The organism is Aeromonas aquatilis, assembly GCF_054052405.1.
Genome location: NZ_JBSTYP010000018.1, coordinates 42530 through 66399, shown reverse-complemented (window position 1 = coordinate 66399; position 23870 = coordinate 42530). Strand labels below are relative to the sequence as shown.

Annotated in this window: 24 protein-coding genes; 8 read left to right on the top strand and 16 right to left on the bottom strand. The window is 59.7% G+C overall.

Annotated features, from left to right (window positions below):
• Nucleotides 1-3 precede the first annotated feature (3 nt).
• The 6 genes from yidD to ACW5W8_RS09175 form a co-directional block, all read right to left on the bottom strand.
• Nucleotides 4-252, bottom strand: a complete 249-nt coding sequence (gene yidD / locus ACW5W8_RS09200) for a membrane protein insertion efficiency factor YidD (RefSeq protein ID WP_010672280.1) — start codon at nucleotides 250-252, stop codon at nucleotides 4-6.
• Nucleotides 219-578: a ribonuclease P protein component gene (gene rnpA, locus ACW5W8_RS09195; RefSeq protein WP_005339313.1), complete on the bottom strand. Its 360-nt coding sequence runs from the start codon at nucleotides 576-578 to the stop codon at nucleotides 219-221. The genes yidD and rnpA overlap by 34 nt, the downstream gene beginning before the upstream one ends.
• The gene (gene rpmH, locus ACW5W8_RS09190) at nucleotides 578-712 is read right to left on the bottom strand and encodes a 50S ribosomal protein L34 (RefSeq protein ID WP_005307156.1); all 135 of its coding nucleotides are present in this window, start codon (nucleotides 710-712) and stop codon (nucleotides 578-580) included. Before rpmH ends, rnpA begins: the two co-directional genes overlap by 1 nt.
• 270 nt (nucleotides 713-982) lie before the next feature.
• Nucleotides 983-1717 (bottom strand): amino acid ABC transporter ATP-binding protein, encoded by a 735-nt coding sequence (locus tag ACW5W8_RS09185; RefSeq protein ID WP_465321476.1) that lies wholly within the window; start codon nucleotides 1715-1717, stop codon nucleotides 983-985.
• 12 nt (nucleotides 1718-1729) lie between these two features.
• Nucleotides 1730-2398, bottom strand: coding sequence for an amino acid ABC transporter permease (locus ACW5W8_RS09180; RefSeq protein WP_498627484.1), 669 nt, complete (start codon nucleotides 2396-2398; stop codon nucleotides 1730-1732).
• Complete coding sequence (locus ACW5W8_RS09175) at nucleotides 2399-3157, bottom strand: amino acid ABC transporter substrate-binding protein (RefSeq protein ID WP_498627483.1); 759 nt, start codon at nucleotides 3155-3157, stop codon at nucleotides 2399-2401.
• Between the two features lie 311 nt (nucleotides 3158-3468).
• On the opposite strand from ACW5W8_RS09175, the gene dnaA reads away from it, so the two are divergent.
• From dnaA to gyrB, 4 genes are all read left to right on the top strand, one after another.
• Entirely contained in the window at nucleotides 3469-4839 is a 1371-nt protein-coding gene (dnaA, locus tag ACW5W8_RS09170; protein WP_005339307.1) for a chromosomal replication initiator protein DnaA, read from the top strand.
• An 83-nt stretch (nucleotides 4840-4922) separates the two neighbouring features.
• A complete protein-coding gene (gene dnaN, locus ACW5W8_RS09165) occupies nucleotides 4923-6026 on the top strand; it encodes a DNA polymerase III subunit beta (protein ID WP_005339306.1) in 1104 nt (367 codons plus the stop codon).
• A 2-nt stretch (nucleotides 6027-6028) separates the two neighbouring features.
• Nucleotides 6029-7132 (top strand): DNA replication/repair protein RecF, encoded by a 1104-nt coding sequence (gene recF, locus ACW5W8_RS09160; RefSeq protein WP_005339305.1) that lies wholly within the window; start codon nucleotides 6029-6031, stop codon nucleotides 7130-7132.
• Nucleotides 7129-9540: a DNA topoisomerase (ATP-hydrolyzing) subunit B gene (gene gyrB / locus ACW5W8_RS09155; protein WP_498627482.1), complete on the top strand. Its 2412-nt coding sequence runs from the start codon at nucleotides 7129-7131 to the stop codon at nucleotides 9538-9540. The genes recF and gyrB overlap by 4 nt, the downstream gene beginning before the upstream one ends.
• Before the next feature lie 115 nt (nucleotides 9541-9655).
• Here the strand turns inward: gyrB and ACW5W8_RS09150 are convergent, their stop codons facing one another.
• From ACW5W8_RS09150 to ACW5W8_RS09135, 4 genes are all read right to left on the bottom strand, one after another.
• Entirely contained in the window at nucleotides 9656-10033 is a 378-nt protein-coding gene (locus ACW5W8_RS09150) for a VOC family protein (RefSeq protein WP_498627481.1), read from the bottom strand.
• A 66-nt stretch (nucleotides 10034-10099) separates the two neighbouring features.
• On the bottom strand, nucleotides 10100-10804 hold the full coding sequence (locus ACW5W8_RS09145) for a helix-turn-helix transcriptional regulator (protein ID WP_498627480.1): 705 nt from the start codon (nucleotides 10802-10804) through the stop codon (nucleotides 10100-10102).
• Between the two features lie 65 nt (nucleotides 10805-10869).
• The gene (locus tag ACW5W8_RS09140; protein WP_498627479.1) at nucleotides 10870-11838 is read right to left on the bottom strand and encodes a helix-turn-helix domain-containing protein; all 969 of its coding nucleotides are present in this window, start codon (nucleotides 11836-11838) and stop codon (nucleotides 10870-10872) included.
• Nucleotides 11839-11929: 91 nt separating this feature from the next.
• Entirely contained in the window at nucleotides 11930-12700 is a 771-nt protein-coding gene (locus ACW5W8_RS09135; protein WP_498627478.1) for an MBL fold metallo-hydrolase, read from the bottom strand.
• Between the two features lie 281 nt (nucleotides 12701-12981).
• Here ACW5W8_RS09135 and ACW5W8_RS09130 point away from each other — a divergent pair, with 281 nt between their 5' ends.
• Together ACW5W8_RS09130 and ACW5W8_RS09125 are read left to right on the top strand one after the other, a co-directional pair.
• The gene (locus ACW5W8_RS09130; RefSeq protein ID WP_005339298.1) at nucleotides 12982-13395 is read left to right on the top strand and encodes an Hsp20 family protein; all 414 of its coding nucleotides are present in this window, start codon (nucleotides 12982-12984) and stop codon (nucleotides 13393-13395) included.
• A gap of 92 nt (nucleotides 13396-13487) precedes the next feature.
• Nucleotides 13488-13928, top strand: a complete 441-nt coding sequence (locus tag ACW5W8_RS09125; protein ID WP_498627476.1) for an Hsp20 family protein — start codon at nucleotides 13488-13490, stop codon at nucleotides 13926-13928.
• Nucleotides 13929-14000: 72 nt separating this feature from the next.
• Here ACW5W8_RS09125 and ACW5W8_RS09120 read toward each other — a convergent pair whose 3' ends face one another.
• Nucleotides 14001-15251, bottom strand: a complete 1251-nt coding sequence (locus tag ACW5W8_RS09120; RefSeq protein ID WP_498627475.1) for a valine--pyruvate transaminase — start codon at nucleotides 15249-15251, stop codon at nucleotides 14001-14003.
• A gap of 292 nt (nucleotides 15252-15543) precedes the next feature.
• On the opposite strand from ACW5W8_RS09120, the gene ACW5W8_RS09115 reads away from it, so the two are divergent.
• A complete protein-coding gene (locus ACW5W8_RS09115; RefSeq protein ID WP_005342304.1) occupies nucleotides 15544-15777 on the top strand; it encodes a hypothetical protein in 234 nt (77 codons plus the stop codon).
• Here the strand turns inward: ACW5W8_RS09115 and ACW5W8_RS09110 are convergent.
• The gene (locus tag ACW5W8_RS09110) at nucleotides 15707-16531 is read right to left on the bottom strand and encodes an AraC family transcriptional regulator (RefSeq protein WP_498627473.1); all 825 of its coding nucleotides are present in this window, start codon (nucleotides 16529-16531) and stop codon (nucleotides 15707-15709) included. The genes ACW5W8_RS09115 and ACW5W8_RS09110 overlap by 71 nt on opposite strands.
• 92 nt (nucleotides 16532-16623) lie before the next feature.
• Here ACW5W8_RS09110 and ACW5W8_RS09105 point away from each other — a divergent pair, with 92 nt between their 5' ends.
• On the top strand, nucleotides 16624-17751 hold the full coding sequence (locus ACW5W8_RS09105) for a multidrug effflux MFS transporter (protein ID WP_498627472.1): 1128 nt from the start codon (nucleotides 16624-16626) through the stop codon (nucleotides 17749-17751).
• Between the two features lie 4 nt (nucleotides 17752-17755).
• Here ACW5W8_RS09105 and ACW5W8_RS09100 read toward each other — a convergent pair whose 3' ends face one another.
• The 4 genes from ACW5W8_RS09100 to kdpB all read right to left on the bottom strand — a co-directional run bounded on the left by ACW5W8_RS09100 (nucleotide 17756) and on the right by kdpB (nucleotide 23861).
• A complete protein-coding gene (locus tag ACW5W8_RS09100) occupies nucleotides 17756-18439 on the bottom strand; it encodes a response regulator (RefSeq protein ID WP_498627471.1) in 684 nt (227 codons plus the stop codon).
• A 58-nt stretch (nucleotides 18440-18497) separates the two neighbouring features.
• Complete coding sequence (locus ACW5W8_RS09095) at nucleotides 18498-21086, bottom strand: ATP-binding protein (protein WP_498627470.1); 2589 nt, start codon at nucleotides 21084-21086, stop codon at nucleotides 18498-18500.
• A gap of 127 nt (nucleotides 21087-21213) precedes the next feature.
• Complete coding sequence (locus ACW5W8_RS09090; protein ID WP_498627468.1) at nucleotides 21214-21741, bottom strand: potassium-transporting ATPase subunit C; 528 nt, start codon at nucleotides 21739-21741, stop codon at nucleotides 21214-21216.
• A 62-nt stretch (nucleotides 21742-21803) separates the two neighbouring features.
• Nucleotides 21804-23861: a potassium-transporting ATPase subunit KdpB gene (gene kdpB, locus ACW5W8_RS09085; protein WP_498627466.1), complete on the bottom strand. Its 2058-nt coding sequence runs from the start codon at nucleotides 23859-23861 to the stop codon at nucleotides 21804-21806.
• Between the last annotated feature and the right edge of the window lie 9 nt (nucleotides 23862-23870).

The window sequence follows — 23870 nt, the reverse complement described above, 5'->3', positions numbered from 1 at the left end:
TCTTCAGTTTCTTCGCTTTGGTTGCGGAACCGGGTCATAACCACCCTCGGATAAGGGATGGCATTTTAATAGACGTTTGCTAGCTAACCAAACGCCTTTTATGAAACCGTGAAGTCGGATGGCTTCTATCGCAAATTGGGAACAAGTTGGAGTAAAACGGCAGCGCGGCCCGAGCAGAGGGCTAATGATTAGCTGATACAGGCGTATCAGTTTGATAGCTACCCATTGCAACGGCGTGACAGAGTGCGCCATAGCTTTTCCAGTAACTTGAACAGTTCCTCGTTATCCATCTCTTTCACACCGGCCTTGGCGATCACCACGATGTCGATAGCGGGCAGCTGATGTTGTTTGAGGCGGAAACTTTCCCGGACCACCCGTTTGACACGGTTACGCCAGACGGCACGCTTGAGTGCTTTTTTGGGCACAGCGAGACCAAGACGAGAGTGTTCGAGTGAATTGGGGCAGGCGAGAAGCGTAATTTGCGGGGAAGCAGCCCGGACAGGCTCGGCGAAAACGCGTTTGAAGTGTTCGGGAGTTAACAGACGTAACTCCCGAGAGAAGGTGTGCTGGGTAGGCATTAGACTACCAGGCGGGCACGACCCTTGGCACGACGAGCGGCCAGAACTTTGCGACCGTTGGCAGTTGCCATGCGGGCGCGGAAACCGTGAGAGCGCTTACGCTTCAGGTTGGACGGTTGAAAAGTACGTTTCATGATTTGATTCCGTATTTCTGTACAGTTTTGATTGTCACACTTAGCCGACGCGCCAGCTATAGCGTGTGACGACTAGCAAAAGAGGCCGAATTCTAAACAGAGTTCGGCTTTTAGTCAATCCGCCGTTCCCTCTCATCCTGCCATGGTCTTGAAAAGGCCACTGCCGAGCGTGAGGATCCAGAGGATCAAGGGCTCCGGATTATACTGGCAACCCGGGGTTAAACAAGGGATCCCTCAATAAAAAAGGCGGCCAGGCCGCCAAAGAGAGAGCTATTTAAGGACTTTCCGCAAGAACTCCCGGGTACGGGGATCCTTGGGATCGACCAATATCTGATCCGGCGGGCCCTGCTCGACGATCCGCCCCCCTTCCATGAAGATCACCCGATCGGCAACATCACGAGCAAATTCAATCTCATGAGTCACCACCACCATGGTCTGGTGCTGGCGGGCCAACTCTTTCATCAGTCCCAAAACCTCGTCGACCCACTCGGGATCGAGGGCCGAGGTGGGCTCGTCAAACAGGATCACCTTGGAGTGGGCCGCCATGGCGCGACCAATGCCGACCCGTTGCTGCTGGCCGCCGGAGAGGGAGGCCGGATAGGCATCCTGCTTGTCGGCGAGACCAATGTCCTTGAGGATGCCGAGCGCTGTGGCGCGGGCCTCCGCTTTCGGTTGCTTCCAGACGGTGATCAGCCCTTCGGCGATGTTGTCGAGCGCCGTCTTGTTGGCAAACAGGGCGTAGTTCTGGAACACGAAGGAGGCCCGTTTGCGCAGCTCGATCGCTTGCTGTTCGCTGGTCTTGGCCAGATTCAGCTCGAGATCGTCGATGGCCAGGGTGCCCGCATCCGGGGTCTCCAGCAGGTTCAGGCAGCGCAACAGGGTCGACTTGCCGGTGCCGGAGGGGCCGATGATGACGACAATTTCCCCCTTTTTGACCTCCAGATCGATACCGTTGAGCACCTGATTGCCGTGATATGCCTTGGAGAGGCCGGTTAGCTTGATCATTAGAGCCCTCCTTTAATAGGCACGGTTGAGACGAATTTCCAGCAGATGCTGCAAGCGGGTAAAGAAGATCACCACCACCCAGTAGATCAGCGCCACCGCCATAAAGCTCTCGAAGAACTTGAAGGAGGAGGAAGCTTCCATTTGCGCCTTGCCCATTATCTCGGCCACTCCCAGGGTGAAGGCCAGCGAGGTGCTCTTGATCATGTCGATGAAGTAGTTCATCAGCGACGGGGTGGCGATACGGGCCGCCTGCGGCAGGATGATCAGCTGCATCGCCTGATAACGGCTCATGCCGATACTGAGCGCTGCTTCCATCTGGCTTTTGTGGATACCCAAGATCGACGCTCTGATCGACTCGGCCATGTAGGCGGCAAAGTGGAGGGTCAGACCTATGATGGCGGCGGTAAAGGCATCCATCCCGGAAAATACGTGGAACAGTTGTGGCAGCCCGTAATAGAGCAGAAACAGCTGGACGAGCAGCGGTGTACCCCGAAAGAACGAGATATAGAGCATCGCCAGCCAGTGGATCACGGGGATGCGAAAGACCCGTACTATCGCCAGGGCCAGCGACAGTACGAGTGCCAACGCGAATCCCCACAGGGCCATCTCCATCGTGGTGCCCAAGTATTTGAGCAGGATGGGAAACAGCCCCAGGGTGTACTCGATATCGAAGTGCATCATTTATTTGTCGGTGATGTCGGACGCGAACCATTTCTCGGAGATTTGACGCAGGGAGCCATCCTTGCGCATGGCGGTCAGGGCCTCATCGACTTTCTTCAGTACGGCCTGCTTTTCCGGAGTCTTGAGGAAGGGCAGGGCGTTCTCGATGGTCTCGAACGGTGTGCCAGCCTGTTGTAGCGGCAGCTTGGACTCTTTGATCAGCTGGGCGGTGGAGACGCGGTCCATCACGAAGGCGTCGATGCGACCCAGGGCGACATCCTGCTCGAAGGCGGAGTCATAGGTGCGGATATCGATCTTCTTGTTCGGGTCGTTCTTGCGCAGCAGCTCTTCGAAGTTGGAACCCAGGTTCACGGCAACGCTCTTGCCTTCCAGATCCTTGATACCGTGGATGGTGCTGTTGCCCTTGCGGACAACGATCTGGGCGCCGTCATAGACGTAGGGCTGGGAGAAGTCGTACTTGGCCTTGCGCTCGTCGGTGATGGTGATCTGGTTGGAAATGGTATCGATGCGGCCGGTTTCCAGCATGCCGAACAGGCCGGAGAAGCTGGCGGTCACGAATTCGACCTTGTAGCCGGTACGCTCGCCGATCTGGTTCCACATATCCACTTCAAAGCCTTGCAGCTTGTCCTGTTTGACGAAGGTGAACGGGAAATATTTGCCAGACATGCCGACCTTGATGGTCTCCTGGGCGATGGCTTGACCGGACAGGGTGGCGAGCAGGATGGCTGCGCCGGAAATCAGTTTGATGGATGTTTTCATGGTGTTTCTCTCTCTCAATGTCTTGTATTTGTAGTTGTAATAACTGGTTTGGCCCTGATGTTATTGGAATAAAATTTAAAAAATAAATGACATTTGGTTATATGAAATAACAGGAGAGAAGCACGGGATCGACCAATCCGGACGGTGGATCAAGCTGTGGGTAACTTTGGGGATGAAATCCGATCCAAAGGCGCTGGATCCTTGAAAGTCAAGGATCTTATTTGCTGGATCCACTGGGCGATGGCTGGAGATCCGGCGGCTAAAAACGTAGAATAGCCGGTCTTTAGTTAATCAATCGACAGGAGTTTAGAGTGACTGCTTCGCTATGGCAGCAGTGCCTTAACCGGCTGCAAGATGAGTTGCCCTCGGCAGAATTCAGCATGTGGATCCGGCCGCTTCAAGCGGAGTTGAGTGACAATACTCTGACCCTGTATGCACCGAATCGCTTTGTTCTGGACTGGGTACGAGACAAGTATCTCATCCGGGTTAACGGCATCATCAACGAACTCTGCGGGGTCGACGGCCCCGCCCTGCGTTTTGATATAGGCAATCGTCCCCATCCTGTTGCTGTCGCCAGAGCGCCGGTACAGGGTGCCGCGCCTGTGAATAACTTGCAGAAGAGCTGGGAAAGCAAGGCTGAAGCCAAGCCCGAGCCGAACCACAAGAGCAACACCAACGTGAACTATACCTTCGAGAATTTCGTCGAGGGTAAGTCCAACCAGTTGGCGCGTGCGGCTGCCCGCCAGGTAGCGGACAATCCGGGTGGTGCTTACAACCCGCTGTTCCTCTATGGCGGCACCGGCCTGGGTAAAACCCACCTGCTGCACGCCGTTGGTAATGCCATCAAGGAGAGTAAAAAAGATGCCAAAGTCATCTATATGCACTCCGAGCGGTTTGTTCAGGACATGGTGAAAGCGCTGCAAAACAACGCCATTGAAGAGTTCAAGCGTTACTACCGCAGCGTCGATGCCCTGCTCATCGATGACATCCAGTTCTTCGCCAACAAGGAGCGCTCCCAGGAGGAGTTCTTCCATACCTTCAATGCCTTGCTGGAAGGTAATCAGCAGATCATCCTGACTTCGGATCGCTATCCGAAGGAGATTAACGGTGTCGAGGATCGCCTCAAGTCCCGCTTCGGCTGGGGCCTAACCGTGGCGATCGAACCGCCGGAGCTGGAGACCCGCGTCGCGATCCTGATGCGCAAGGCGGACGAGAACCAGATCCATCTGCCGGACGAAGTGGCCTTCTTCATTGCCAAACGTCTGCGATCCAACGTCCGTGAACTGGAAGGCGCCCTCAACCGGGTGATCGCCAACGCCAACTTCACCGGCCGTGCCATCAACATCGATTTCGTGCGCGAAGCGCTGCGCGACCTGTTGGCACTGCAGGAGAAGCTGGTCACCATCGACAATATCCAGAAGACGGTGGCGGAGTACTACAAGATCAAGCTGGCGGATCTGCTCTCCAAGCGTCGTTCCCGCTCCGTTGCCCGTCCGCGCCAGCTGGCGATGGCACTGGCCAAGGAGCTGACCAATCACAGTTTGCCGGAGATAGGTGATGCCTTTGGTGGGCGTGACCATACCACCGTTCTTCATGCCTGCCGCAAGATCGAGCAGCTGAAGGAGGAGAGTCACGACATCAAGGAGGACTACTCCAACCTGATCCGTACCCTTTCTTCCTGATAACGGAATGGAGTGGACAGATGCAGCGCGAATATTCCAACCTGATCCGAATCTTTTCCTCCTAATCACAACGGAGAGCACAGATGCAGCTCGAAATTAGCCGTGAGGCCCTGTTACGTCCTCTGCAACTGGTGTCCGGCGCCCTCGGCGGCCGACCGACCCTGCCGATCCTCGGCAACGTGCTGCTTGATGTCAGCAACGGTCTGCTGTCACTGACCGGTACCGATCTCGAAGTAGAGATGATCGGTCAGGTCTATCTGAATGGGGCCAGCGAAGATGGCCGCACCACAGTACCGGCGCGCAAGCTGCTGGATATCTGCCGTGGTCTGCCGGAAGGCGCCGAGATCCGTCTCAATACCGAAGGCGAGCGCCTGATCATCCGGTCCGGTCGTTCCCGCTTCAACCTCTCGACCCTGCCGGCGACCGAGTATCCGAACATCGAGGATTGGGAATCCGTGCTCGAGTTCGATATCAGCCAGCTGGAGCTGAAGAAGCTGATCGATGCGACCCAGTTCTCCATGGCCAGCCAGGACGTGCGTTACTACCTGAACGGCATGCTGTTCGAGAGCGAAGGTCACGGTCTGCGCACCGTGGCGACCGACGGTCACCGTCTGGCCACCTGCCGCCGCGAGGTAGTAGGGGAATCGCTGCCCGATCATCAGGTTATCCTGCCGCGCAAAGGGGTACTGGAGCTGGTGCGTCTGCTGGAGGCGGAAGACAAGCCGGTGCGGCTGCAGATCGGTCGCAGCAACCTGCGTGCTGCGCTGGACGGTTTCATCTTCACCTCCAAGCTGGTGGATGGCCGCTTCCCGGACTGGCGCCGTGTCATTCCGCGCAACAGCGACAAGGCCCTGATCGCCGGTCGTGAGGATCTGCGTCAGGCGTTTGCCCGTGCCGCCATCCTCTCCAACGAGAAATTCCGTGGGGTGCGTCTCAATCTGCAGGAAAACCTGCTGCGCATCACCGCCAACAACCCGGAACAGGAAGAAGCCGAAGAGCTGCTTGACGTACAATATGCCGCTGGCGAGATGGAGATCGGCTTTAACGTCTCTTATGTGCTGGACGTGCTGAATACGTTAAAATGTGACCAAATTCGGATTAGCCTGAGCGATTCCATCAGCAGTGCCATTATTGAGGATTTTGAACATCAGGATGCTCAGTACGTGGTGATGCCGATGCGGATCTAGTCGTGTCCCTGGTCAAACTCCAGCTCAGCGACTTTCGCAATATCCAGCAAGCCAGTCTCAAGCTGTCGCCCGGCCTCAACATTCTGGTTGGGTGTAATGGCAGCGGCAAGACCAGCGTACTGGAAGCCATTCACTACCTTGGTCTGGGGCGCTCCTTTCGCACTCATTTGACCGGGCGGGTCATCCGCCAGGGGGAGAGGGCCTTTACCCTGTTTGCCCAGTGTGAACTGGAGGGGCGTCAGGTACCGATCGGTCTTGCCAAAGACAAGAGTGGCGAGACCCAGCTCAAGATTGCCGGGGCGCAGGCCCAGCGGCTTGCCGATTTGGCGGAGCTGTTGCCGGTGCAGTTGATCCATCCCGATGGCTTCAACCTGCTGACGGGCGGGCCTCAGGCTCGCCGCGCCTGGCTCGATTGGGGCGTTTTCCATCAGGAGCCGACCTTCTTTGCCCTCTGGGGACGAGTGCGGCGGCTGCTGAAACAGCGCAATGCGCTGTTGCGCCAGAGCACCCAATATCGCCAGCTGGCGTTCTGGGATCAGGAGCTGGTGCGGCTGGGGGGTGAGCTGGCCGAGTTTCGCGCCAGTTATTGTCAGGCCATTACGCCCCTGATCAAGGAGATGACGGCGGATTTTCTGCCGGAATTCGATATCAGTCTCGGCTTTTACCGGGGCTGGGAGAAAGATACTCCCCTCGGCGATCTGCTGGAGGCGGGGTTTGAGCGGGATCGGGCGCTGGGCTATACCGGTGTCGGTCCACAGAAAGCCGATGTGCGCCTCAAGGCGAACGGGGTACCCGCTCAGGATATTTTGTCCCGGGGTCAGCTGAAGTTGCTGGTCTGCGCCATGCGACTGGCCCAAGGGCTCTATTTGAATCAACATAGCAGCCGTGGCTGTATTTTTTTAATTGACGATTTTGCCTCTGAACTGGATGTCGACAAGCGCCGCTTGCTGGCCGCAAGGCTGAAGCAGTGTGCGTCCCAGGTGTTTATCACCGCCATCGACACCGGTCAGCTCGCAGACATGATGGATGCGAATGACTGTAAGTTGTTCCACGTGGAACAAGGTAAAATCTCCGAAACGTTAGAGAAGGCAGAGAGTAAGCTATGAGTGAAAATACTTACGACTCCTCGAATATCAAGGTGCTGAAGGGCCTGGATGCGGTCCGCAAGCGCCCGGGGATGTATATCGGCGATACGGATGATGGCTCGGGTCTGCACCACATGGTGTTCGAGGTCGTCGATAACTCCATTGACGAGGCGCTCGCTGGCTACTGCTCCGATATTCTGGTCAAGATCCATTCCGACGGTTCTGTCTCTGTGCGTGACAATGGCCGGGGTATCCCGGTAGACATGCACGAGGAGGAGGGCCGCTCCGCCGCAGAGGTCATCATGACCGTGCTGCACGCTGGCGGTAAGTTTGATGACAACTCCTACAAGGTATCCGGCGGCCTGCACGGCGTGGGTGTCTCCGTCGTTAACGCCCTCTCTGACAAGCTGTTGCTGACCATTCGTCGTAACGGCCACGTCTACGAGCAGACCTATCATCTGGGTGAGCCGCAGGCGCCGCTCAAGCAGATTGGCGACAGCACCGGCACCGGTACTGAAGTGCGCTTCTGGCCGAGCCCTGCCATTTTCAGCGATACCCTGTTCCACTACGAGATCCTGGCCAAGCGCCTGCGTGAGCTCTCTTTCCTCAACTCCGGTGTCTCCATCCGTCTGCAAGACGAGCGTGATGGCCGCGAGGCGCATTTCTGCTACGAGGGTGGCATCAAGGCATTCGTTGAATACCTGAACCAGAACAAGACCCCTATCCACCCGAAGGTGTTCCATTTCACCACCGAGCAGGATGGTATCGGCGTTGAAGTGGCGATGCAGTGGAACGACGCCTATCAGGAAGGGGTCTACTGCTTCACCAACAACATCCCGCAGCGGGATGGTGGTACTCACCTCGTTGGTTTCCGAACCGCGCTGACCCGTACTCTGAACTCCTATATGGACAAAGAGGACTACAGCAAGAAGGCCAAGTCTGCCGCCAGTGGCGACGACGTGCGTGAAGGTCTGATTGCCGTTATCTCCGTCAAGGTGCCGGATCCCAAGTTCTCCTCCCAGACCAAAGACAAGCTGGTCTCTTCCGAAGTGAAGACCGCAGTGGAACAGGCGATGGGTGAGAAGCTGGCCGACTTCCTGCTGGAAAACCCGGGCGATGCCAAGATCGTGGTCAACAAGATCATCGATGCAGCCCGTGCCCGTGAAGCGGCCCGCAAGGCTCGTGAACTGACCCGCCGCAAAGGTGCGCTGGATATCGCCGGTCTGCCCGGCAAGCTGGCAGACTGTCAGGAAAAAGACCCGGCGCTCTCCGAACTCTACATAGTGGAAGGGGACTCTGCTGGCGGTTCCGCCAAGCAGGGCCGCAACCGGAAGAACCAGGCCATCCTGCCGCTCAAGGGCAAGATCCTGAACGTGGAGAAGGCCCGTTTCGACAAGATGATCTCCTCACAAGAGGTGGGTACCCTGATCACCGCACTTGGCTGCGGTATCGGTCGCGACGAGTACAACCCGGACAAGCTGCGTTATCACAACATCATCATCATGACCGATGCGGACGTCGATGGTGCGCACATCCGTACTCTGCTGCTGACCTTCTTCTATCGTCAGATGCCGGAAATCATCGAACGTGGCTATGTCTACATCGCCCAGCCGCCGCTCTACAAAGTGAAGAAGGGCAAGCAGGAGCAGTATCTGAAAGACGAAGACGCGCTGCTGCAGTACCAGACCGCCATGGCGCTGGATGGTGCCACCCTGCACGTTAACGAGTCTGCCCCGGCCATCGGTGGCGAGGCGCTGGAGCGTCTGGTCAACCAGCACCGCTCGGTGACTCACCTGATCACCCGCATGTCTCGTCGTGCGCCGGAAGCCGTGCTGACCCAGCTGATCTATCAGCCTGAGCTGAACGAAGCGCTGCTGAACAACGAGAGCGATCTGCTGGCCTGGTGTCAGGGTATGGAAGCCGTGCTCAACGAGAGCAACCACGGTATCCAGTACCAGATCCAGGTTCGCCGCGATGAAGAGCGCCGCCTGTTCGTGCCGCACGCCGTGGTACGTCAGCACGGTGTCGACCGCGAATATCCGATCAGCTACGACTTCCTGCAATCCTCCGAGTACCGTCAGCTGGTCTCGCTGGGCAAGGAGATCGCCAACCTGATCGAGGAAGGCGGTTACATCAAGCGTGGCGAGAAGGTGAAGCCGGTCTCCAGCTTCGTCGAAGCGGTCGAGTGGCTGATGGGCGAAGGCAAACGCGGCATCTACATCCAGCGCTATAAAGGGCTGGGTGAGATGAACCCGGACCAGCTGTGGGAAACCACCATGGATCCGGAAGCCCGCCGCATGCTGCGCGTCACCATCGACGACGCTGTCGGTGCCGACCAGCTCTTCTCCACCCTGATGGGTGATGCCGTTGAGCCCCGTCGTGACTTTATCGAGACTAACGCCCTGCGCGTAGCCAACCTCGACGTCTAATCGACGCTGTCAGCCCGATATAAAAAAGCCGCTCCCTGTGAGCGGCTTTTTGTTTTTCTGGCGGAGGATGTTGCACGTTCCACGTGAAACATGGATCCATCTTGATAGTGCCGGCTCAGCCCAGTTCGGGGGCCGGACAGTAGAGGCGTAGACGATGGCCGTCCGGATCGAGGGTCATGCAGGTGTAGCCAAACTCCATCTTGGTCGGCGCCTGGATCAGGGTGAGCCCGCGCGCCAGCCACTCGGCAGACAAGCGATCGACGGCATCATCATCCGGGAGGGCGAAGGCTAGCTCCATCGCCCCGGCCGTTTGGGTCACGGCAGGTTCAACAGTGGCGCTGGACCAGAGTGCCAGTCTGGCGCCCGATTCGAACACGAACATGGCAAAGGTAGGTGACTCCTCCACCGGCTGGCGACCGAACAACTCGCGGTAGAAGAGCGCGCTGCGGGTCGGATTGGTAACGTAGAGGATGGTGAACTGGGGGACTAACATGGTGATGCTCCTTGCTGATGAGATGACGCATCGGCGCCGACCCCGTCAGCATGGCGCTACCTGCTGTCAGTTTCTGTCAGCAATGAATTTCGGCTGCGGGATCTGCTGAGTGGCGCGCCACTCCTTCAGCAGGCTCTCTCTGCTTTTTGGATAGCGGCAATCTTGCGGCTGCATTCGGGTGATGCGATCGACCCGAAAGTGGCGAAAGCCCTGACGCAGTTCGCACCAGGCCACCAGTACCCGTACCTGTTCGAAGTAGCCGAGGGCAAAGGGCCAGATGGTGCGCTCAGAGGCCTCATCCTTGAGATCCCGATAGCTCAGTGTCACCTTGCGTTGCTGGCGGATGGCGCTGCGTAGCGGGGCTTCATCGGTGAGGCTCTCGCTGCGGGAGGTGCCGATCAGCAGGGCATTGCTCTGGAGCTGCTGGCGATAGTCGGCGGGCAGCACGGCTTCTATCTTGGCAAGCGCACTGCTGGCCGATGCACTCAAGGCTCCATCACCATGGGCGACGACCCAACGTGACCCCAGCACCAGCGCATCCAGCTCCTCCTCGCTGAACATCAGCGGCGGCAGCATGAAGCCGGGACGCAACACATAGCCGATCCCGGGTTCACCCTCGATATGGGCGCCTTGTGCCTGCAGGGTGGCGATATCCCGGTAGAGGGTGCGCAGGCTGATGCCAAGCTGGCTGGCCAGCTCCGCACCTGTGATGGCGTAGCGATGGCCGCGCAGCAACTGGAGCAGGGCCAGCAGGCGTTCGGAACGGGACATGGAATGACTCCTCGGGATCTCTGGTTAACCTGCCATAGCGGAGTGTGCGGGTATAGAGGATGTCATCAGACATTGTTGCCACGAAAAGATCGTCGCCACTCGCTGGGGGAGATGGCAAAGCGGGCACGAAAGTGATTGCGCAGAGAGGTAGCACTCTTGAAGCCGACCAGCTCGGCAATGCGATCGATGGAATGGCTGCTTACCTCCAGCAGCTCCTGACTGCGCCTGAGCCGTTCCGCCAGCAGCCATTCACCCACCGAGAGGCCGGTTGCCTGATGAAAACGGCGGGTAAAGGTGCGCCGACTCATCAGGGTATGGGCCGCCAGAGATTCCAGGGTGTGAGGCTCGGCCAGATGGGCACGCAGGTGATCGAGCAACTGGTTCATCCGGACATCGCGGGTGGAGGCGGGCACCGGCTGCTCGATAAACTGGGCCTGACCCCCTTCCCGGTGGGGCGGGATCACCAGCCTCCGTGCCACCTTGTTGGCGATGGCCGAGCCGTGGTACTGGCGTACCAGATAGAGGCAGCAGTCCAGCCCGGCGGCAGTGCCTGCCGAGGTGACCAGCCCATCATCATCGACATAGAGGGCGTTGGTATCGAGCTGCACGCAGGGAAAGCGGTGGCAGAAATCCTGCTCGTACTCCCAGTGGGTCGATGCTTTGCGACCATTGCGACCATTAAGTAGTCCGGCGTAGGCGAGCACATAGGTACCGAGGCAGAGCCCGACCAGTCGGGCACCTCTGGCTCTGGCGGCAATCAGGACATCGAGCAGCGCTGCGGATGGCCGTGCTGCCGGGTCGTGCCAGAAGGGAATAACGATGATCTCCGCCTCGGCCAGCACCTCCAGCCCATGGGGAGCCTGAATGGTGAAGCCTTGCGCCGAGTGTGAATGAGGGTTGCCATCGCCGCAGCAGATCTTGAGCTCGAACAGCGGTTGGCCCGGCAGAATATCGCCGAAGATGAGACAGGGGACGGCGCAGTGAAAAGGGCTGAAGTGATCGAAGGTCACCACGGCAACGATCGGGGTGGGCATTATGTTGGCTCCTCTCTGCGCGCAGACCACTCATCATAAGCGTTCGGCAGTGAAAGCCGAAGGGCCATCTCTGGCATGGCCCTCCTGCGGGTCACAGCGATATCGCCTCGCCATCTTCTGGCACCCGTACCCGATCCATCATGCCCCGTTCCGCCAGATAGTCGCGCAGCTCCTGGCGTGACAGCACTGCGTGGTTGACCGCCTCCATATGGCTGGCGATCAGCATGGCTTGCGGTGCAGCCTGATAAACGGCGGCGACATCCTCTTTGCCCATGATGATGGAACCAAGCCCGGGCACCTGTGCATCGCCGCAGTTGAGGATAATGACCTCGGGTTGATGCTGTTGCAGGGCTTGCTCGACCCGGGGATGCCAGATGGTATCACCGGCCAGATAGAGGCACTGCTCATCGGGGTGGGAGAAGACCACGCCGCACACTTCTCCCATGCGCTCGCCCAGTACCGCCATCAACTGGTCGCTGCCGTGCTGGCCACCGGTCTGTTGCAGGCGAATGCCGGCAAACTCGGGCTGGTCGTTCAGCAGGCGCACATCCTCAAAGCCACTGGCACGAATGGCATCAGCATCTTTCTGATGTTGCACCAAGAGCGGCAGATGCTTGGGGATTAGCTCTCTGGCGGCATCATCCCAGTGGTCGGGATGGTCGTGGGTGACGATAACGGCATCCACATCGACCAGCTCATCGATCGGTAGCGGCAGCTCGACCAGCGGATTGCGCAGCTGGCTGTTGGCGGTGCCCTCAAAGCCGGGGAAAGCCCCCTTGGCCGAGAGCATGGGGTCGATCAGAAAGCGGGTGCCGGCATAGTCGAGCAGCAAGGTGGCGTTGCGAACCTGGGTAATTTTCATGGGATAGCTCCATGTTGGCTGGTGGATATGCAACCAATTATGGGAGACGGAGCGAGTTGCCATCAGTGGCCCACGGGTCGATTATCATCACTATCGGGCCAACAGGTTGATGTTCTACAGGTCGGCGCGGACATTTAAAAAATTTGAAAGAAATCCCCTTGAAAGGAAAAAGTGAGCCCCTATATAGGTAACAAGGCCGGAACGCTCGACAGAGGTTTCGACCAGACGCCCGTCCATAAGGAGGGCAAACAATCCATTATCGCTCACAATAGGGTAATACTATGCGTTCTATCGACTTTTCTCCGCTCTATCGTTCTGCCATTGGTTTCGATCGTCTGGCCAATCTCATCGAATCTGCGGCCAGCAATGGCAATGCCGGTTATCCCCCCTACAACATCGAGCAGCTGGGTGACAACGACTACCGCATCAGCATGGCGGTGGCGGGCTTTACCCAGGAAGAGCTGGAGCTGAGCTTCCAGGAAAATCTGCTGACGGTGAAGGGCAACAAGCAGGCCGATACCGGGCGCAACTATCTCTATCAGGGGATCGCCGAACGTGGTTTCGAGCGCCGCTTCCAGCTGGCCGATTATGTGCGGGTGAAAGGGGCCGACCTGAAAAACGGCTTGCTGCACATCGAGCTGGTGCGTGAAGTGCCCGAGGCGATGAAGCCGCGCAAGATCGAGATCAACGGCTGATAGCCTGAATCCACTGAAATTTTAAAATTTCCCGGGTGCCGACGACGGGCCTGTGGAGAGTTGAACCTGTTGCTTATTAGAAGGATAGGATTATGCGTAACCTCGATTTTTCTCATCTTTATTCCAATGCTGTCGGCTTCGAGCGGATGGCCCGTGAGCTGGAAGCTCTGTTCGATCAGAAGACCGCCGCTTACCCCCCGTACAATATTGAAAAGCGCGATCAGGATGGCTATCGCATCACGGTCGCCGTGGCTGGCTTCGAGCGCGAAGAGCTGGAGCTGGAGACCGAAAACGGCACCCTCAAGGTGAAGGGGCGCAAAGGGGCTGCGGCCGGTGAGCGTCAGTTCCTCCATCAGGGGATTGCCGAGCGTGACTTCGAGCTCGCCTTCAAGCTGAGCCAGCACGTGGAAGTCCAGGGCGCCAAACTGGAGCATGGTCTGCTGACCATCGAGCTGGCGCGCGAACTGCCGGAGGCGCTCAAGCCCCGTGCCATCCCCATCGGTAAACCCGAGCCGTTGGCGCTGCCCGGCTAAGCAAACCGGATCGCGATAAACAAGAGAGGCCTGCATCTGCAGGCCTTTCTGTTTTTGTATCGCTGGATTGGATTAACCAGCGTAGAGGGCGTTGATCTCGTCGGCCAGAATGGCGATGCCGCGGCGCACCAGCTCCTCGCTCTGGGAGTAGTTGAGGCGGATGCACTCCTGGCTGTGGCGCCACTCGGGGTCATCGATACCGGGGAAGAAGTAGTGACCCGGCACGATCAGCAGATTCTTCGCCTTCAGTCGCTCATAAAGCTCCTGACAGTGGATCGGCAAGCCTTCAAACCAGAGCCAGAGAAAGAGGGCCCCTTCCGGTTTATGAATGTGGAAGCGCGGGTCGGGGATCGCTTCGCGCAGCAGCTGCACCGCCAGCTCCGCCTTCTGCTGATAGAAGGGTTTCACCACCTGTTCGCTGAGGGCGATGATAGCGCCGCTCTCGATCATCGGGATGGTGATGGCGGGCCCCAGACTGCCCGGCGCCAGATTGATGATGCCGCTCAGGTTGGTGATGGCCTGAATGATCTTCTCGTCGGCGATGACGATGCCGCAGCGGGTGCCCGGCAAGCCGAGCTTGGAGAGGCTCATGCAGAGGATGGTATTGGCGTTCCAGAACGGCTTGGCCTCACTGAAGATGATGCCCGGGAAGGGGACGCCGTAGGCGTTGTCGATCAGCAGCGGGATTCCCTTGTCGCGGGCGATCTGATCGAGATGTTCGATCTCTTCGTCGGTCAGCACATTGCCGGTCGGGTTGGTCGGGCGGGAGACGCAGATCACCCCGATATCGTCACCTACCTGCAGACTCTCGAAATCCACGTGGTATTTGAACTGGCCATCGGGCAGCTTCTCGATGGTGGGCTTGTAGGCCACGAAGTAGTCGTCCGCCAGCGCCGAGTCGGCATAGCCGATGTATTCGGGGGCGAGCGGGAACAGCACCTTCTTCTTGCGGCCATCGGCAAATTCACCGGCCAGCAGGTTAAACAGGTAGAAGAAGGCATTCTGGCTGCCGTTGGTCAGGGCGATATTGCGAGCCGAGATATCCCATCCCAGCTCCTTGCTGAGCAGGGCGGCCAGCGCTTTGGTGAACCTGTCTTTGCCTTGCGGGCCATCGTAGTTGGCCATCGCTTTGACCAGCTCGCCGTTGTCGAGCAGGCTCTTGGCCTCGGCCTGAAAGCGTTCCAGCATGGCGGGGATTGGGGCCGGATTGCCGCCACCCAGCATGATGGCGTCCGGATTGGTCAGCCCCTGATTGAGGTCATCCATGAGTTGGGTAATACCGGCGTGGCGAGTGAACTTCTCGCCGAACAAGGAAAATTCCATTCGGTGACAGATCCAGAATCAGTTACGAAGATGTAGCACCATAGCTCAGTTTAAAAGCGGGTGTCGATCAAAAAGATGGGACGTTCCACGTGGAACATGGTGCAAAAATCAAGCGTGGTTAAAAGCACCAACTGTTGGTTTAAAAATGACCGGGTTGAATGCATTTTGCGACTCAATTTGGTATCGAAAGATAGTTAATTTAAACAAAATCATCATGTTATGAATTGCGTGACGATTGGCACAACTATTGGAATAGCTATCTGGTCATCTCAACCATACCGGAGCAAACCAGATGAAAAGCCTGATCGCTACCCTGATTGTGAGTGCCCTGAGCCTGAACGTGATGGCCAACGAAAACCCGCGGCCCGAGCTGGAGAGTGCCCAGCTGGAGCAGGATGTGCAGAGCGAGTTGCAACAGGCATCCCATGCCGTGGTGCAGGATGCGCTGCACAACCTCAAACCGCTGGCGCTGGATACCCTGGTGGTGGAGGCGAGCCAGGCTGTGGCGACTCACCCCGAGAGTTGAGGTAGCGCAGGGGGGTCTGTCCCGTATGTTGTTTGAAGAAGCTGATGAAGGCGCTGTCGCTGGAGAACTCCAGCGCAGCGGCAATCCGGCTGATGGACTCGCTTTCGGCCAGCAGCTCCATGGCGCGCAACAGCCGCCACTGCTGACGCCACGCCTGATAGCTCATGCCGGTCTCCCGCATGAAGATGCGGCCAATGGTCTTGTCACTGGCACCCACCCGCTCGGCCAGCCGGTTGAGCCGATCGGGCAGGGCATTCCCCCGTTTCAACTGCTGTAGCCAGTCGCCCACTCTGGGATCGGTCGGCAGCGGCAACTGCCACGACTCCCGCGGTGCCTGCTCCAACTCCTCCATAAACAGTGCCACCGTCCGTTGCTGCTGCTCTTGCGGTTTGTCCCACGGCCAAAGCGCCATCCGTTCGATCAGTTCGTGCAGCAGCGGATTGACCGCCAGCACCTCCACCGTGCCGGGCAACTCGGGGTGCGGCTGGAAGTAGAGGGAGCGGTAGGCCACCACTCCACGCATCAATACCCGGTGGGCAGTGCCCGCAGGCAGCCAGGCGGCACGGGTGGGCGGCAGCAGGCAGACCCGGCCTTCCAGCTCCATGGTCATGCAGCCGGATTGAGCGAACAGCAGCTGATGGCGCTGATGCTGATGCAGGCCCGAGTCGTGCCAACCGAGGGCGGAGGCAATGCCGATCACGCTGCCCGTCAGCTGGTCGGGGTCAAAAGGGTGATCGGGAAGAATAAAGGCCATATGTCCGATTTTTGATGTTTATAGTCCTGCTTATTGTAATCAGACAATCGGCATCTCTCTAGAATGGCGACCTCTTGTGAAGGAGGTTTGTCATGAACAACAAGTTGCCACCGCTCTGGCTGGTGGTGGGGTTGATGATGTTTCCCCAGATTGTGGAGACTATCTACAGCCCGGTCCTGACCCACATCGCCACCCAGTTTCGGGTGAGCGAGGGGCAGGCATCCCAGACCCTGTCGGTCTATTTTCTGGCGTTTGCGGTAGGCGTAGTCTGTTGGGGGCGGCTCTGCGATCTGATCGGGCGGCGTCCCGCTATGCTGGCGGGTCTGCTCACCTATGGTGTCGGCACCCTGCTGGCGCTGCTGGCCAACCAGTTTGAAACTCTGCTGCTGGCCCGGGTCATCTCGGCCTTTGGCGCCGCCGTGGGATCCGTAGTGACCCAGACCATGCTGCGCGACAGCTATCAGGGGAGCGATCTGGCGCGGGTCTTCTCGGTGATGGGCATAGCGCTCTCACTCAGTCCGGTGCTGGGGCTGCTCAGTGGCGGCCAGCTGGCGAGCGGGTTCGGCTATCTCGGGGTGTTCAGCGGTCTGCTGGTACTGGCGGTAGGTTTGCTGCTGGTGACCTGCTGGCAGTTGCCGGAAACCCGTCCGGCCACCAGCCAGCGAGTCGCACTCTGGCCGCTGGCGTGCCGGATGATGAAGGATGGCGGAGTCTGGCGCAGTGCCATGCTGGTCGCCCTGTTCAACACCATGCTGTTTGGTTACTACAGTCTGGCGCCGTTCCTGTTTGCCGGATTGGGATTGAGCGTCGGCGAGTTTGGTTACTCGGGGATCTTGCTGGCGCTGGCGACCCTGCTCGGCAGTCTGCTTAACAAGCATCTGCTGGGGAGGGGGTGGCTGCCGTCCTCTCTGGTCAGGTTGGCTTGCGCTCTGGCGTTGGTCGCCGGGCTGCTGGTCTGGGCGACTCAGGCCAGCCTCTGGTTCCTGTTGCCCATGATGGGTGTCGTCGTCGCTTTCGGGCTGGCTATTCCCAATGTGCTGAGTCAGGCACTGTTGGCTTATCGCGAGGTAGCAGGCAGTGCAGGCGCCCTGTTCGGGCTTGGTTACTACCTGCTGCTCAGTCTGGGATTGGCGGTGGCGGCCGGATTGCAGGATCTCGGCCTGTTGCTGAGTGGCTGCGGTCTGCTGGCACTGCTTGGCTGTGGGCGCCGTTCCACGTGAAACGTCAGTTGCCGATAAAGCGGTAGCCAATACCGGATTCGGTCTCGATAAGCGTTGGTTGCTGGGGGTTATCCCCCAGCTTTTTGCGCAGGCTGGCGATGACGATGCGCAGGTAGTGGGTGTCTTCCTTGTGGCTCGGCCCCCAGATGTCGTTGAGTAGCTGGGTCTGCATCACCAGCTTGCCGGGGTGGCACACCAGCGCTTGCAGCAGGGCGAACTCTTTACGGGAAAGCGGGATCTCCTCCTCCTTCATGGTCACCTTGTGGCTGCTGATATCGAGCGTCAGGCCGCAATCGGGGAAGTGACGTTGCTCGCCGCTGCTGACCCCGGCCCGCTGGCGCAAGAGCACACGAATACGGGCCATCATCTCGCCGATACCAAACGGCTTGCTCATGTAGTCGTTGGCGCCCGCATCCAGCAGCCGCACCTTCTCCTGCTCCGAATCGCGGGCCGACAGCACCAGCACCGGGTTAGGGTGGTGCTCGCGAATGGCCTGCAACACCTGAATGCCATCGCCGTCCGGCAGACCGAGATCGAGGATCACCAGATCGGGGTTGAGGTGACGGTATTGCTCCAGCCCCTCGGTGACGCTGACCGCCTCGCTCACCTGATGTCCTTCGGCGATCAGGCTGATCCGCAGAAAGCGACGGATCGCCGCTTCATCATCTATGACCAGAATGTGCGCCATCGAACCTCCAGAGGCGAATGGTGGGAGGGGCTGAGTGACCCGATCTGGCGGTCAAACATCAGACCTCCGGTGAATTGAGGGCGAGCGGCAGGGAGATGCGCATGCAGGTGCCGTTGCCATTGGGGCCGGAGAAGGCCCAAATCTTGCCGCCGTGGGCCTCTATCATAGCGCGGGAAATGGCGAGGCCAAGCCCGGTGCCACGGCTGCCGCAATCGCCAACCGGCTGGGTGTAGAAGAGATTGAAGATCTTCTCCCGATCCGACTCGGCGATACCGACCCCGATATCGATGATATCGATGATAAGGTCGGGTTCGGCCACCATCACCTTGAACTCGATGGGGGTGCCAGCCGGCGAGTAGCGGGAGGCGTTGTCGAGAATATTGACCAGCACCTGCTCGATCAGGGCGCCGTGCACATAGAGCTGGGGCACATGCTGATCGAAATGGACCCGCAGCTTGTGCTGGCGCCAGGAGGAGTCGAGCCGCTTGCGGGCGCTCTCCACCAGATCGGTCAGGTCCACCCAATCCCGTTTCAGCTGGAAGTCCGGGGAGCCGATGCGGGTCATATCCAGCAGATTCTGCACATAGCTGTGGAGGCGGCGCGCCTCTTCCTGCACCGAGTGGAGCAGTTCGTTGCGGTCTTCGGCGGGGATCCGGTCACCATATTCCAGCAGGGTGCTGCCAGCCCCCATGATGGTCGCCAGCGGCGTTTTCAAATCGTGGGAGACCGAGGAGAGCAGAGCGGCCCGCATCCGGTCGGTCTCCGCCTGTAGCTGGCTGTCGGCCAGCCGCTCGTTGAGGTCGATCCGCGCCAGCGCGGCGCGAATGTCGGTGAGCAGCGCCTGCAGCTGGTGTTCGGCAGAGGAGGAGAGCGGATAGGCCAGCGTTATGCCGATCACCAGATCGTCGCTGAGATGGTGATACTGGGCCTCGGCGGCATTGAGGGTGGCGGTGTGGGCTCCGGCGCTCTGCTTTTGGGCCAGACACCAGTCGATGGCCGCCTTGTCGGTCTGGCCGGGTCTGTGCTTCTCGTTGCCGAGCCTGTCGTTGAACTCCTTGTCGATCACCACGGTCGGCTGGCCGAGTGCCAGCGAAATGGCTTGGGCTCCCTCTCTGAGCACCTCCTCCGGGCTGCTGGCCGTAGCCAGCCCTTGGCTCAGGGAGAGCAGAGCATTGCCCAGCAACTGGGTTTCACGCAGGCCGATCAGCTGTTGCCGCTGACGGGAGGCGAGCCGTCCCGCCGTCATGCCGACGATAAGCAGCACAAACAGGGTGAGCAGGTCGCTGTGGTTGGCGACGCTCAGGGAGAAGTAGGGGGCGGTGAACAGCAGATTGTGGGCGATAAAGCCCAGCACAGCCGCCAGTGTGGCGGGCACCAGACTGGTGGTGAGGGCAGTCGCCAGCACCCCCAGCACGAAGATGAGTGGCAACGCTGCGGGGGGCAGCCAGTAGGAGAGTCCCCATGCGATGGCCGAGGTGATCCCCATGATCACCACTGCCAGCAGGCTGTGGTGTATATCTTTCGGCGTCGAGACGCGCATCCCCACTTCGGGCTTCTGCTTCTCGGTATCGACCAGAGTGATTTCGAGCCCCTGCGCCTGTTTGAGCAGGTGTTGCACCAGCGAACGGCGCCACGGCGCCTTGTGGGGTTTGCCGAGCAGCAGCTGGGAGACCTGCTGCTGTTCGGCGGTCTCCAGCAGGGTGTTGGCGACCGCTGGGCTGGATAGCGTCAGCACCTTGGCGCCGAGGTGGGAGGCGAGCGCCAGCGCCTGCTCCACATCGGCAGAGCGGCGGCCATTGCTGTCGACATGTACCACCAGCCACGGAAGCTGACGGCGCTGGGCAAAGCGGTGGCCGTAACGCACCAGCGCCGAGCCGTGCAGGTCACCGAGGCAAACCATCAGCTTGCCCCGCAGCGGCAAGGTGCTCTTGCCTGCTGCCTGCCACTGCAGTTGCAGATCGCCCTCCACATGGCTGGCGGCAGTCTGCATCGCCAGCTCCCGCAATGCGGTGAGGTTGTTGAGGGAGAAGAAGGATTGCAGCGCCGCTTTGGCCTGATGGGGCACATAGACCTTGCCCTCCTTGAGGCGGCCGAGCAGCTCCTTGGGGGGGAGGTCGATCAGCACCAGACTGTCGGCTTCCAGCAGCACCTGATCGGGCAGGGTCTCTTTCACCCTGACCCCGGTCAGCTGCCACACCAGATCGTTGAGACTCTCCAGATGCTGCACGTTGAGGGTGGTGTAGACGTCGATTCCGGCGTTGAGCAGCTCCTCCACATCCTGCCAGCGTTTCTCGTGGCGGCAGCCGGGAGCGTTGCTGTGGGCCAGCTCGTCCACCACGGCGATGGCCGGTTTACGAGCGAGCAGGCCGTCGAGATCCATCTCCTCCAGTCGCTGCTGACGGTGCATGTGGATCTTGCGCGGCATGATGGCGAGCTTGTCGAGCAGGGCCAGGGTCTCCTGACGGCCGTGGGTCTCCACCACGCCGATCAGGATATCGACCCCCTCTTTGGCCTGTTCCCGCACCGCCTGCAGCATGGCGTAGGTCTTGCCGACGCCGGGAGCGGCCCCGAGAAACACCTTCAGCTTGCCCTTGTGCTCCTGTTCCAGGCTCGCCAGCAGGGCGTCAGCCCTTACCTCATCACGCATCCCCATGCTCCTGCATCAGACTCGTCAGCAGGGCGTCAGCGCTTGCTACATCAGCCATTGTTATCCTTATCGAGCCAACTGCCCGCGTCGAAAATGGAGGTCAACGCCAGATCGGCAAGGAGCGCCCTCAGGCGCCCTTTTGATGATCCAGTTGCAGGTTCAGCTGGAGAATGTTGACCACCTGCGGGCCAAGGATACCAGCTTGTGTGGCCGACTTGACCTGCTCCGTCAGTTGGGCGGGATCCAGTCCACGTTCTTTGGCGACGCGATCTACCTGCGCCAGCACCGCATCGAGCGGCAGGTGGGGATCGAGGCCGGAGGCGGAGCGGGTCAGCATGGCGGGGGAGCGGGTTTCAGCCTGTGCCTTGGCGGCCTGTTCGGCGAACTCCGCCCGCAGCGGTGAGCCCATCCCCAGATTGCTGGCGCTGCCGCCAATGGTGTTGAAATCGCTGGCGGAGGGACGGGGATGGAAGTAGTCAGCCCGCTCGAATTTCTGCCCCAGCAGGGCGCTACCGATCAGTTGCTGTTTGCTGTCGGTGAGCTGGCTGCCGTTGGCCTGCCAGGGGAACAGCAGTTGGGCCAGTCCGGTGACGGCCAGCGGATAACCCACGCCCAGCAGCAGGGTCAGGGTCAGCAGGGTTCTGATTGCTATCATGATTCTCTTGCTCCAAAAGGATGGCTGGGGATGCGGGGTCGCCTCGCATCCCGGTTGCGTCGTTACACCAGACCCAGGCCGGTAATGACCAGGTCGATCAGCTTGATTCCAATGAAAGGCACCAGCAGGCCGCCGACACCGTAGATCAGCAGGTTGCGGCGCAGCAGGCTGGCGGCCGAGCCTTTCAGGTCGACACCGCGCAGAGCCAGTGGCACCAGCGCCACAATGATCAGGGCGTTGAAGATGATGGCCGACAGGATGGCGCTCTGTGGGCTGCCCAGCTGCATCAGGTTCAGCGCCCCCAGTTGCGGGTAGGCGGCGATGAACAGGGCTGGCAGGATGGCAAAGTACTTGGCCACGTCGTTGGCGATGGAGAAGGTGGTCAGGGCGCCACGGGTCACCAGCAGCTGTTTGCCGACCAGCACCACGTCCAGCAGCTTGGTGGGGTTGGAGTCGAGATCCACCAGGTTGCCCGCCTCCTTGGCGGCCTGGGTACCCTCGTTCATGGCCAGACCCACATCAGCCTGTGCCAGTGCCGGTGCATCGTTGGCACCGTCGCCGCACATGGCAACCAGACGACCATCGGCCTGCTCCTGCCGGATATAGGCGAGCTTCTTCTCCGGCGTCGCTTCGGCGATGAAGTCATCCACCCCGGCTTCGGCGGCGATGGCGGCGGCGGTTTTCGGGTTGTCACCGGTGATCATCACGGTACGGATCCCCATATGGCGCAGGATCTGGAAGCGAGCCTTGATACCGGGCTTGATGATGTCCTTGAGGTAGACCACCCCCAGCAGTTTCTCCTGAGTGCAGACCAGCAGCGGAGTCCCACCCTGACGGGCGATGCTGTCGACTGACTTGAGCACCAGCTCAGGCACCGCCTTGCGGTCGAGGCTGAGGTAGTTCAACACGGCATCCACCGCCCCCTTGCGATATTGATGACCGTTGCGATCCAGTCCGCTCAGGCGAGTCTCGGCGCTGAAGGGGATCACCTTGTCGCTCTCCAGCTGGCTCGGCTTGGCCATGCTCTTGCTGGCCAGGGTCAGGATGGATTTGCCCTCCGGGGTATTGTCACCCAGCGAGGCCAGCATGGCCGCTTGTGCCAGCAGGGCAGGGTCGACGCCGGGGGCCGGGATCAGTTCGTCAGCCATCCGGTTGCCGAAGGTGATGGTGCCGGTCTTGTCCAGCAGCAGGGTGCGCACGTCACCGGCCGCTTCGACGGCACGGCCAGACTTGGCGATGACGTTCAGCTTCACCAGTCGATCCATACCGGCAATACCGATGGCGGAGAGCAGGCCGCCGATGGTGGTCGGTATCAGGGTGATAAAGAGGGCAATCAGGTAGAGGCGCGGTACCTGGGTGCCGTTGTAGTCGAGGAACCAGGGCAGGGTGGCGACCACCAACAGGAAGATCAGGGTCAGGCCCACCAGCAGGGCGTCCAGCGCCATCTCGTTGGGGGTCTTCTGGCGCTTGGCCCCTTCCACCAGTGCTATCATGCGATCCAGCGTGCTTTCGCCCGGATTGTTGCTGACGCGTACCCAGATCTCGTCTGAAACGACGGTGGTATTGCCGGTTACACCGCTGCGATCGGTACCCGACTCGCGAATGACGGGGGCGGATTCGCCGGTGATGGCGGCCTCGTTGACCGAGGCGATGCCGGCGACCACTTCGCCGTCGGCCGGGATCATCTCGCCGCTGCGTATCAGCACCAGATCCCCCTTCATCAGGCTGGTGGCCGGTACCCATTCGCCCTGACCATCTTTTGCATTAGCCACCCGACGGGCCTTGAGCTGGCTCATGCCAGCCTTCAGGCTGTCGGCTCGCGCCTTGCCGCGACCTTCGGCCAGCGTCTCGGCGAAGTTGGCAAACCAGAGGGTGAGCCAGAGCCAGGCGGTCAGCTGCCAGGCCAGTGAGGGGGCGACCCCGGAGAACGGCTGCCCCAGCAGGGACTCCACCGTCGCCATGACTGCGGCCAGCCAGAGGGTGAACAGGATGGGACTGCCAAACAGCGCCTTGGGGTTGAAGCGATAGAGGGCCTCAACCATTGCCTGGATGATCTGTGATTTCTGTTTTTTGCCCTTCACCAACATGGTGTCAGTGCTCATTGCAGTGGACTTGCTCATTGGAAAGCT